The organism is Paenibacillus sp. MMO-58, assembly GCF_037146255.1.
Classification (GTDB): domain Bacteria; phylum Bacillota; class Bacilli; order Paenibacillales; family Paenibacillaceae; genus Pristimantibacillus.
The window spans coordinates 45,830-57,223 of the sequence record NZ_JBBCVY010000021.1 but is presented as its reverse complement, the minus strand read 5'-3'; the positions used below and the strand labels follow the sequence as shown (position 1 = coordinate 57,223).

Below are 11,394 nucleotides of genomic sequence, written 5' to 3'. Positions count from 1 at the left end.
AAAGTTTCTTACTCATGATAACCTCCTTAGATGCCAATACCAGTATACAAAAAGGACCCCACAGCCTAAACACTTTTTTTTTCAAGTGTTCAGTCTATGGGGTCCAGTTTACAGAGGTCCTTTTTCTCTTTTCTTCTTTTTACAAGTGAATGGCGCCGGGGTAAAGGTATATCTCGTGGAAGAGCGGAGCGCCCGCCTTTGTTCTCCCTTTTCAACCATAAACATTCGGATCAGGAAAAGGGAGAACAACAGCGGCTGGAAGGAGATATACCTGTCCATGGCGTTTCGATTCACTATCCTTCGTCATGTTATCCCTCGGGCGTTACTTCGCTTTTCTCCGCCCATGCGGCACAATCATCGGCGTATCGTACAATGGATCCCGAATAACGTCGCATTTCAGATGGAACACGTCTTCGATCATCGAAGCGTCAACAATATCGGAAGGCGCCCCTTGCGCATAGACGGCACCGTTCTTAACGGCCGCAATATGGTCGGCGTACCGGCAGGCTAGGTTAATGTCATGCAGAACCATAACGATGGTCCGGCCATCCCGTTCGTTCATCTCCTGGAGCAGATCAAGTACCTCAATCTGATGCGTCAGGTCCAGATAAGTGGTTGGCTCGTCCAGCAGAATAATGCCGGTCTGCTGCGCCAATGTCATGGCGATCCAGGCCCGCTGCCGCTGCCCGCCCGAGAGGGAGGAGACGGAGCGTTCCGCCAGCTCTTCAATACCGGTTGCGCGCAAGGCGGATTGCACGGCCTCTTCGTCCTCCTTCGACCATTGCTGCAGCCAGGTCTGGTAAGGATAACGGCCCTGCTTCACAAGCTGCAGCACGGTAAGTCCTTCCGGGGCAATCGGCCCTTGCGGAAGCAGGGAAAGCTGCTTGGCGGCAGTCTTGGCCGGTAGGGACGACAGATCCTTGCCGCCCAGCGTTACTTCGCCCTTGGTTGGTTTCAGCAGCTTCGACAAGGCCCGCAGAAGCGTCGATTTGCCGCAGCCGTTGCTTCCGATCAGGACGGTTATTTTACCATCGGGGATGGCTAGGTTTAATTGTTCAAATATTGATGCTCCGCCGTAAGAAAGGGAGATTCCTTTCGCTTCAAGCATGCTCATGGTTGACTTCCTCCAGCTTAGTTATTGGTTGCGGTGGCGATATAGCATAAATAAAAAGAACGGCGCGCCTATAGCCGCGGTAAAGACGCCGGCCGGTATATCAAGCGGAGCGAACACGGTCCTGGCCACCAGATCGGATACAAGCAATAATATAGCGCCAATTAAAGCACTGACCGGCAGCAAGCCGCCAAAGGAAGAGCCAACAAGCTTCCGTGCCATATGCGGGGCAATCAGTCCGATAAAGGCAATTGCGCCGCCAATCGCAACGGCTGCCCCTGCCAGCGATACGCTTAGGAGCAGCAGAATGAACCGGTGCTTCTGCACATGAGCGCCGGCGCTGCCGGCAACCTCATCCCCAAGCGCCTGCACATTAATATGGCGAGCCATGAGCCATGTGGCAGGGAGCAGAACAATTAGCCATGGAAGCAGCGTATAAACATCCTTTGCCCAAGACGAGCCGTAGATGCTGCCCGTCATAAAGGTCATCGCGCGGTTCGCCAGGAAATAAGGACTTGAAATAATAAACATGTATGAGATGGACTTGAACGCAGCCGACAATCCGGTACCGATGAGCACCATCCGGAGCGGCGAAGCGCCGTTTTTCCAAGATAGTACATAAAGAATAAACGTAACCGCGTACGCGCCGAGAATTGCAGCTACGGGCATCCAATGAACGGAGACGTGGCCGCCAAGGAAAAAGAGAAACAGGACCGTACCGAGTGATGCGCCTTCCGTTATGCCGGTGACATCGGGCGAAGCCAGAGGATTGCGGATCAGACCCTGCAGCACGGCGCCAGCCGAAGCCAAGGCTGCTCCAACAAGCATGGCGATTACGATGCGCGGCAGCCGGAGCTTCAATACGATAACGTCATGCATGGCGCTGCCTTTGCCGATGATCGATTTGACCACGTCAAGGGGTGAGATGAACTGGCTGCCGATTCCGGTGCTGATAATAGCGCCGGCAGCGCATAGCAGGAGCAGAATAAGCGTTGTCCATAATGCTCTGCGTTCGAGAAGATAGGACAGCTTGGGGCTGCTCAGCCGGACCGTCTTGTATTTGCTCATGATGTCTGTCTTCCTTTCCTGGCGATATAGACAAAGAAAGGTACTCCGATAACGGCAGTCATAACGCCTACCGGTACCTCACGCGGCATTGCGATGTAGCGGGAGCCGATGTCGGCTGCTACCAGCAATACGCCGCCGAGAACGGCGCAATAAGGGATAACCCAGCGATAATCCGCGCCAACGAAATAACGGACGATATGCGGAATAATGATACCCACGAAAGCAATCGGGCCGGCAACGGCAACCGATGCGCCCGCCAGCAGAATAACCGCGGCGGAAGCAAGCCATTTCACAACCGCGGTCCGCTGGCCCAATGTCTGGGCAATGTCGTCGCCCATGCCAAGGACGTTCAAATGACGGGAAAGTGCCATGGCAATGATTAGGCCAACCGCCATGTAAGGGAGCACGCTGACGAGCATGTGCATGTCGCGGCCGGCAACCGAGCCAACGAGCCAGACAAGCACCTGGTCGAACATTTTCCCGCTGGAGAGCATAAAGCCTTGGGTGAGCGACGCGAAGAAAGCGGCGATCGAAGCGCCGGCTAACGTGATTTTGACTGGCGTCATACCGTCCCGTCCAATGCTGCCAAGGATAAACACGATAGCGCCGCTGATTGCCGCGCCGAGCAGGGCAAGAAGAGTAAGGGGCTGCATGCCGTTAACGCCAAGCCAGCCGGATGCCACGACAACCATAAAGGAAGCTCCGGAATTGACGCCAAATACGCTTGGGGAAGCAATCGGGTTGCGGGTAACGACCTGCATCAAGGCGCCTGCAACAGCCAGGCTTGCACCGGTTGCTGCAGCGATTAGAGCCCGCGGAACCCTTGCCGTCTGTATGATCAAATGCTCTTGGTTAGAGGGCTGATAATGAAAGATGGCATCAAAAACCGTTGCGAGCGGGATATCCGTTATGCCGAATGCAATGCTGCATATAATCGCTGCTCCAAGGAGCAGAAGGGATAGTATGAATCCTGTTAGTCTCATGGCTGATTGCGGACTCCTTTTTCTCGGATGACAACTTACAAAACATATGTACCTAGTGAAGTTTAATAGACAAGTCAATAAACTGTCAATGAATATGAGAATCGTTCTCAAAATTTTCATTGACTATGCCGTTATTTTCTTTTATATTGTGCAAGTGAGAAATATTATCATCGGGGGGCACGTTATCATGTTTATGAAAGGCAAGAAAACAATCTGGCTTGCGCTTTGCACGATCATTATCGCTGTTCTGGCAGCAGGCTGCGGATCGAATTCCAACAATAACGCAGGATCGGATACAACCAATAACCAAGCAGGGAATTCGGAGCAGGCCGCTTCGAACGAGACCCGTATCGTGAAGCATGCGATGGGCGAAACCGAGATTAAAGGTACGCCGAAGCGGGTTGTTGTTCTTACGAATGAAGGAACGGAAGCCGTATTGGCGCTTGGCGTGAAACCTGTTGGCGCAGTAAAATCGTTCACGGGCAACCCGTGGTACGACCATATCGCCGCGGACATGGAAGGCGTGGAAGTAGTAGGCGAAGAAGGCCAGCCGAATCTGGAGCTTATCGCCGGACTGCAGCCTGATCTTATTCTCGCGAACAAAATGAGACATGAAGAAATCTATGAACAGCTGAAAGCTATTGCGCCAACGGTCGAAGCAGAGACGCTTCGCGGCGCATGGAAGGATAACTTCAAGCTGTATGCCGATGCGCTTGGCAAAACCGAAGAAGGCAACAAGCTGATTGCCGACTTTGACGCCCGCATTGAAGATTTCAAAGCGCAAGCTGGAGATAAATTGAAGGAGACCGTATCGTTTGTCCGTTTCATGGGCGGAAAAACGCGTGTCTATCATACGGATACCTTCTCCGGCGTTATCGCGGCTCAGATCGGATTGACACGCAACGAGATGACGCTGAATTCGAAGGAAACGTTTGCCGACGAAATTACGAAGGAGCGCCTGCCGGAAGCGGATGCGGACCGGATCTTCTATTTTACTTACGATACAGGTGACGGAAAGGGCTCCGCTCAAGAGCAGGAGTGGACAAACGATCCGATCTGGAAAGGTCTCAGCGCGGTTAAAGCAGGCCATGCCTACCGGGTAGACGACGCGATCTGGAATACGGCCGGCGGCATCAAGGCAGCTAACCTGATGCTTGATCAGCTTGCCGAGAACTATGGCATTAAACTCTCTAAATAAGCGAATTCATATCCATTAATAAAAGGAAGCTCCTCATTCACCTTGGTGAACGGGGAGCTTCCTTTTTATTCGAACGTGATCACGACTTTGAAATCGCCGTGTTTGCCGGATGCGTATTCGAAGGCTTCTTCCCACTGCTCGATCGGGAATTGCCTGGTCACGACTCCACTTGTTTTGAGTTTTCCGCTTGCGATGTTCTCAATCACAAAGGGGAAGCAATACGGACTCAAGTGGGAGCCAAGAATGTCGAGCTCCTTCCGGTCGCCGATAATCGACCAGTCTACCGTGGTAGGGGCGCCAAATACGCTGAACTCTACAAAGCGTCCAAGCTTTCTGATTATGTTAAGCCCTTGCGTAACGCTGGAGGGATGGCCCGTAGCCTCGATATAAATATCGCAGCCGTATCCTTCGGTCATATCCAGGATAATCTGATGAACATCCTGTTTATTCGGATTAAGAACGATATCCGCGCCGAACTCCTTGGCCTTATCCAGACGGCTGTCGATTAAATCGAGCACAACCAGCTTTTTCGGATTTTTCATACGCGCGTAAGTAATCATTCCAAGTCCCAACGGACCTGCGCCGGATATAACAACAATATCCTCGCAGCCGATTTGCGCCCGGTCTACGGCATGCTTGGAGCAGGCATACGGTTCAATAAGCACGGCATCCTCCATCTTCATGGCATGGGGAACCTGGTGAATAACGGAGGTTTTCGGGTAACGCACATATTCCGCCATGCCGCCGTTATTCTCTGTCTGGAAGCCCAGGATGTTGTGTGGCTGGCACATCCAATATTGTCCTCTCTTGCAGAACCTGCAAGATTCGCAAGGTACGATTTGATCGGCCGTTACGCGGTCTCCAACTGCAAATTCATGAACATTCCCGCCAACCTGTACAATCGTGCCAAGAAACTCGTGGCCGGGGATAAAAGGCGCTTTAACCCACGGTGCCTGATTCTCGTCTCCCCAGAACATAGCCGCTCCATGAAGACATTTCAGATCCGAAGCGCATACGCCGCAAGCTTCCGTCTTGATAATAATATCGTCGGGACCGCAGACGGGGGTACGGAAGCTTGGCTCGAAGCGGTAATCATCCTTCCCATAAGCCACCAGAGCTTTCATTGTTGAAGGTACGGTTATAACCGGATTCATGATTTCATCACCTTTTTTAAGTGGTTTTATAAAACTGTTTTAAAAAACTAATTACGGTAAGTCTAGCGCCATATGCCCTAAGTTGTCAATAAAAAAAACGCATGGAGCTTGCGCTCCATACGCTTTAAGAAAACAACGGTTAAATTTGATTCATGAACTGGTCAATAAACGGTAATGCGGCACCGGCGGCGATAGCTTCCGTTTTGTAACGGCAAACCCGCAAATATTCGGCCTCGTTCTCGAAGGAATTCCGTGAAATGATGAGCTCTTTCAAGTCATCCAAATAATCATCCATGTAAGCCCCGACATATCCTCCGATGATAATGTCGCAATCAAACAGCAGGCGGATATTGTTAATCGCAATGGACAGATGATTTAAATAAGCTTTCCATATTTGAACCATTTCTGGCTTCCCGGCTTTAAGAAGCTCGAAAAATTGGGGCAAACTGCCTGCCGCTTCCGATAACCGATCGACGGAACAATAGGCCTCCAGACAGCCTTTCTGCCCGCAGTAGCAGGGCAGGCCGTCCGGAACAACCGTGACATGCCCGATTTCGGCGCTTTTTTGATTGGATCCGGCAAACACCTGATTGCCGATATAGACAGATCCTCCGATATTATTGCTTAACGAGATGTAGAAGGCATGATTGATGTCGGGTGTGATCCGTATCTCGGAAAGACCCGCTGCATCGGCATCGTTGATGAGGATAGTAGGGTAAGAAATGTATCTACCGAAATTTTGCGCGGTCTCACCCGTGAAATCCAGAATTTTACCGTAAAAGACAGTTTGATGATCCCCTGTAACGAGGCCCGGAACGCCGATTCCAACGCCTAAAACCTTGGAGGAATCCAGGTTGGCCGTCCGTATGAGCTCTTGAACAAGCTCTCCCAAAAACCGAAAATACCGTTCGGACCGTTCGAAAGTCTGCTTCGACCTTATCATTTCAAGGATATTGCCGTCCAAATCCACGGCAACCGCCGTGACATGATGCTTGGTTACGTCTAGTCCAATCCCTGCTTTAGCATCGCTAATATAAGTGAAGGCCTGTGCGTTACGCCCTCCCGTATTGCCGATTGTGCCCGTGTTCGCGATCAAATGCTGCTCAAGCAGGGTGTTTAGATTCTGGGTAACTGTCGGAAGACTTAACTGCAATTGATAGACGATGTCCTGCTTGGAGAGGCTTTGTTTCTCCCTCAGCAGCTTATAGATACGATTTCGATTGAAATCTTTAATATTTACTGATTTATCTTCCACCTGCGTCCCACCTTATTGAAACCACTTTTATAAAATTAGTTTCATTTTAACCAATCCCGAACATCAGAGCAAAGTAACCAAATGCCGTCGTGAGCAGTCCCATAATAAAGGCCGGTAAAATTTTGTTTTCCTTGTACATCTGAATGAGTCCGTAGATCATGACGAGAGCTGCGGCAAGCATAAGGATACTGTCCAGTCCGATGGAAAGCTTCAGGGACATATCGGGACTGAAATGTCCGTTGTAGACGGTCGTGAACAGCTTGGAAGGAGATACCGATTGCAGCGTTTCCTTCACGTTATGGGGAGGCGTCTGCTGACCCAGCACTCCGGTGACGATAAAGAGCAGCAAAGCGATGATGCTCTCCGCTTTGAGCCACGGGAGGGGGTTAAAGCTGCTGTTCTCCTTAAGCTTGCTCCGGTAGCCGAAGCCGTTCGTATAGGCAAATAAAAGCAGCGGCGCAAGGAGCAAATGCTTCAGCAGAAGCATTTGCCCGTAAGGAAGCATCCACGAATTGACGTACTGCGGCGTAGTAAAGGTCATAAGCGTAATGCCGGCGATAAAAGTGATCAGCATACAGCCGATGGCAAGCGGCGAGAACCAGGCTAGGAACGTCTCCCAGTTGCGACTGCTCGTGGAGAACCAGCTGGCAATCAACAGCACGCCAATCCATACGGTTACGGCAAGGAAATGCGCGGAGTGGACAAGCCAGCCCTTGGTGCCGTAAAGCGAAGTCGCATGGCTGGCATAACCAAGCCAGAGAATTAACAGAAGCATTATGAACAGGCTGACCTTCGGCATATGCTTATCGTTGCGGAAGGAGGGCAGGCCAAGCAGGAAAGCAAGGCCAACGGAAGCAACAGCCGACCAGATCCAGGCTTTGCCGTTATTCAGCTCGAGCAGGATGCTCTTCACCATTTCACCGTAGGTAACGTCCGTATCCTTGGCAAACAGCACCGCAGAATCATGAATAGGCACATATTCGAGTGCCGGAATCGCAAGCGCGCAGACGAGCAGAAGCCAGTTCGGCGTATGTATGTCCGGACGTCTATGCTCAGGGACAACCCGCAGAATAAACGTTCCGGTCAGGATGGCGAAGCAGACATAGAGCAGAGCCTCGCTGACATAACTCATTTGCGGCTCCTCCGGATCATGATAACTACCCCTGCTACCACAATAACGCCGGCAATAACCCAGATTGCGGTATTTACGCCATTGTCGCCGGACTCAGTCGTAGCGTCCTCTGCCGGAACAGAAGGAGAAGGCTCCTCGGAGACGTTGTCATCCGCGGATGCGCTTGCATCCGGTGCTTTCGTAACCTCGGCACTTGGAAACGGAGAAGAATCAGCCGGGGTTGCCGTGGCTTCCGGTGTTGGAGAAGGCGTAGCTTCCGGGGCATTAACCGTAAAGGCGTATTCGCCGTCAACCGCATGACCGTCAGCGCCGATAATCGTCCATTTTACCGTATAGGCTCCATTCTTCAGAGGCTCCGTCACCAAACCGCTCATGGACGCCTTGCTTACCGAAATATCACCGGTCGGAACCTGATTACCGGATTCATCGAGCAGCTTGAATTGGCTCAGCTTTTCGATATTGGTGTTGAAGGTCATGGAAATCTCGGCAGGAGAGACGGTAACGGTCTCCTCCTTGGCAGGGGTGGATACAGTAATTTTGGAATGGGCCATAGCGATGCCCGGCAGCAAGAATAAGGCGGCCAAGCAGATAAAAAGGATACGTTTCATTAGAAAATTCCCCTTTGTTTTATTGGATGAATTGATGTCATTATAACAGATCGGGCATTCGTTTCGGCTTTGCCTTTTTGAACAATATTCGAAGGCAATAAATCGTCATAATGCAAGGTTCGCGCGGAATAAACTTGAATTACCGTATCTTTACAGAAACGCAAATTCCCTTCTCGAAGGAGGTGCACCTGCTGCTGTGCAGGTCGCACGGCTGCAGGGGACTGTATTGAGTGATCCGCTTCCGATGGTTATGCAGCTGGTTCTTATCGTTTTTCTGGTGTTTATGAACGGTCTGTTTGTTGCTGCGGAATTCGCCATGGTCAAGGTCCGGGGGACCCGGATTGAAACGCTGGCGGCCGAGGGTCATATGCGGGCGAAGCTTGCCTCGCATTTGACGAGCAATCTGGATGCTTATTTGTCTGCGTGCCAGCTGGGGATTACACTGGCCTCGCTTGGTCTTGGCTGGATCGGGGAACCGGCGATCAAGGATTTGATCGAGCCGTGGTTTCTCGCGCTTGGCTGGGGCAATCCGGTCTGGATTCATTCGATTTCCTTCATCATCGCCTTTTTATTTATTACCATTCTCCATATTGTCCTCGGTGAACTTGCCCCCAAAACGCTGGCTATCCGCAAAGCGGAAAGCGTAACCCTGCTTACCGCAACGCCTCTCGTTATGTTCCATAAGCTGATGTATCCGTTCATCTGGGCATTAAACGGTCTCGCGAACCAGCTCTTGAAGCGGCTTGGCGTCGAGCCCGCATCCGAGCAGCACTCCGCCCATACGGAGGAAGAGATCCGCATCCTCATGCAAGAGAGTCATAAGAGCGGACTGATCAACAATACGGAGCTGACGCTGGTCGATAATATATTTGAATTTGCCGAGACCAATGCCCGTGAGATTATGATTCCGCGTACGGAGATGGTCTGCCTGTACGTCCATCTGTCTCTGGAAGACAACAAGGCTATCGCATTAAACGAAATGCATACGAGATATCCCGTCTGCGATCATGACAAGGACAATGTTATCGGTTTCGTTCATATAAAAGATTTGCTGAAGGACACGACGCATAGCCTGACCGATATCCGTCAGATTACGCGGGCGATTACAACGGTTCCCGATTCGATGCAAATCAGTAACTTGCTGATCCTGATGCAGAAGAGGAAAGCGCAAATCGCCATACTCATCGATGAATACGGAGGAACATCAGGTCTAGTTACGCTGGAAGACATTATGGAAGAGATTGTGGGAGAGATCCAGGATGAATTTGACGAAGAACGGGCGGAGATCGAGAAGCGGGACGATTCCGTCTACTCCATCAGCGGGATGATGCTGATCGAGGAAGTGAACAGTTATTTCGGCACGGATATCGAAAGCGACAATTACGATACGATTGGCGGCTGGATGTACTCCCAGATCGAAATTCCGCCAACAAGCGGGCAGCGGATTGACTATGGCGGAGAATATGCGTTTATTATCGAGGAAACGGATCATTTGCGGATTTCCCGCGTTCTGGTACAGAAGCCAACCGCGGAGGCAAAGCAGGGCAAATGGAAAGGGAAGCCGGGCCCTGAAGGAACAGCGGAGGGACATTCATGAGAAAAAAATAAACCCCCTTGTCCTAATGACAAGGGGGTTTGCGATTTTTGCGATTTATTTTGCCAACGCTTCAAACGCGACTTCATTAATCTTATGAACGACATCAATCGTGCCGCCGCCAAGGCAGAAATCGCCATCGTACAAGACAACGGCTTGCCCCGGCGTAATCGCCTTTTGCGGATTGTCGAATACAACTTCAGCGGTGCCGTCAGCCTGCAGCGTTACGCTCACGCCTTGATCCGGCTGGCGGTAACGGAATTTCGCGGTGCAGCGGAAGGTGCCTTCCGGCCTATGTGGCGCAATCCAGTTCATGCCGCTTGCCGTAAGTCCCGTGGAATACAGGCTTGGATGGGATTCACCCTGCACAACGTATAGAATGTTGCGCTCCAGATCCTTTTCGGCCACAAACCAAGGCTCGCCGTTACCCGATCCGCCGATTCCAAGGCCTTGCCGTTGGCCCAGCGTATAATACATGAGGCCGTCATGGCGTCCTTTTACCTCGCCGGAACGGATATCAACCATATCGCCAGGGCGGGCAGGCAGATAACCGCTCAGGAATTCCTTGAAGTTGCGCTCGCCGATAAAACAAACGCCCGTACTGTCTTTTTTCTTCGCGGTGTACAGACCAGCCTCTTCGGCAATGCGGCGCACTTCCGGCTTAGGCAGATGCCCGATCGGGAACATCGCTTTCTCGAGCTGCTTCTGATTCAGCGCGCTTAGGAAGTAGGTTTGATCCTTATTGCCGTCAACGCCGCGGAGCAGTCTGGTCTCGCCGTCTTCGGTCCGTTCAACCCGGGCATAATGGCCGGTTGCCAGATAATCGGCGCCAAGCTCGTTCGCTTTTTTGAGGAAATCGCCGAATTTGATCTCCCGGTTGCACATCACATCCGGATTAGGCGTCCGGCCGCGCTTGTATTCATCGAGGAAATAAGTAAATACTTTATCGAAATACTGCTTCTCAAAGTTTACGGTATAATAAGGGATCCCGATCTGGTTGCAAACCCGGCGTACATCCTCAGCGTCCTCTTCCGCTGTGCAATGCCCGAATTCATCGGTATCATCCCAGTTTTTCATAAATATGCCAACCACGTCATAGCCTTGCTGCTTGAGCAGCAGAGCCGTTACGGAGGAGTCAACTCCGCCGGACATCCCGACAACGACGCGTGTTTCTTGCTTCGATTTCACCATCACACGCACCACCTTGTTCTTCACACTTCTAAGACCAATCCGCAAGATATGCACTCCACGAACGGACTTCGTACTATTGTAACATAGTCGAGAAACTTTT

The 11,394-nt window shown here is 51.4% G+C and carries 10 protein-coding genes; 2 read left to right on the top strand and 8 right to left on the bottom strand.

The window, feature by feature from the left end:
• Positions 1-322: 322 nt before the first annotated feature.
• The 3 genes from WFJ73_RS31945 to WFJ73_RS31935 are packed head-to-tail and all read right to left on the bottom strand — an operon-like array spanning position 323 to position 3,162.
• Positions 323-1,114, bottom strand: coding sequence for an ABC transporter ATP-binding protein (locus WFJ73_RS31945; RefSeq protein ID WP_336776820.1), 792 nt, complete (start codon positions 1,112-1,114; stop codon positions 323-325).
• A 21-nt stretch (positions 1,115-1,135) separates the two neighbouring features.
• A complete protein-coding gene (locus WFJ73_RS31940; RefSeq protein WP_336776819.1) occupies positions 1,136-2,179 on the bottom strand; it encodes a FecCD family ABC transporter permease in 1,044 nt (347 codons plus the stop codon).
• A complete protein-coding gene (locus tag WFJ73_RS31935; protein WP_336776818.1) occupies positions 2,176-3,162 on the bottom strand; it encodes a FecCD family ABC transporter permease in 987 nt (328 codons plus the stop codon). Before WFJ73_RS31935 ends, WFJ73_RS31940 begins: the two co-directional genes overlap by 4 nt.
• A 193-nt stretch (positions 3,163-3,355) precedes the next feature.
• Here WFJ73_RS31935 and WFJ73_RS31930 point away from each other — a divergent pair, with 193 nt between their 5' ends.
• Positions 3,356-4,360 carry an ABC transporter substrate-binding protein gene (locus tag WFJ73_RS31930; protein WP_336776824.1) on the top strand — a complete coding sequence of 335 codons (1,005 nt, stop codon included), beginning with the start codon at positions 3,356-3,358 and terminating at the stop codon, positions 4,358-4,360.
• Positions 4,361-4,425: 65 nt separating this feature from the next.
• Here WFJ73_RS31930 and WFJ73_RS31925 read toward each other — a convergent pair whose 3' ends face one another.
• From WFJ73_RS31925 to WFJ73_RS31910, 4 genes are all read right to left on the bottom strand, one after another.
• Positions 4,426-5,514: an MDR/zinc-dependent alcohol dehydrogenase-like family protein gene (locus WFJ73_RS31925; RefSeq protein WP_336776817.1), complete on the bottom strand. Its 1,089-nt coding sequence runs from the start codon at positions 5,512-5,514 to the stop codon at positions 4,426-4,428.
• A 139-nt stretch (positions 5,515-5,653) separates the two neighbouring features.
• Positions 5,654-6,769: an ROK family protein gene (locus tag WFJ73_RS31920; protein WP_336776816.1), complete on the bottom strand. Its 1,116-nt coding sequence runs from the start codon at positions 6,767-6,769 to the stop codon at positions 5,654-5,656.
• 46 nt (positions 6,770-6,815) lie between these two features.
• Positions 6,816-7,901 carry a copper resistance D family protein gene (locus tag WFJ73_RS31915; protein WP_336776815.1) on the bottom strand — a complete coding sequence of 362 codons (1,086 nt, stop codon included), beginning with the start codon at positions 7,899-7,901 and terminating at the stop codon, positions 6,816-6,818.
• Positions 7,898-8,509, bottom strand: a complete 612-nt coding sequence (locus WFJ73_RS31910) for a copper resistance CopC family protein (RefSeq protein WP_336776814.1) — start codon at positions 8,507-8,509, stop codon at positions 7,898-7,900. Before WFJ73_RS31910 ends, WFJ73_RS31915 begins: the two co-directional genes overlap by 4 nt.
• A 244-nt stretch (positions 8,510-8,753) precedes the next feature.
• Here WFJ73_RS31910 and WFJ73_RS31905 point away from each other — a divergent pair, with 244 nt between their 5' ends.
• On the top strand, positions 8,754-10,106 hold the full coding sequence (locus WFJ73_RS31905) for a hemolysin family protein (protein WP_336776823.1): 1,353 nt from the start codon (positions 8,754-8,756) through the stop codon (positions 10,104-10,106).
• Between the two features lie 54 nt (positions 10,107-10,160).
• Here WFJ73_RS31905 and mnmA read toward each other — a convergent pair whose 3' ends face one another.
• Complete coding sequence (gene mnmA / locus WFJ73_RS31900; protein WP_336776822.1) at positions 10,161-11,297, bottom strand: tRNA 2-thiouridine(34) synthase MnmA; 1,137 nt, start codon at positions 11,295-11,297, stop codon at positions 10,161-10,163.
• Positions 11,298-11,394: the final 97 nt, after the last annotated feature.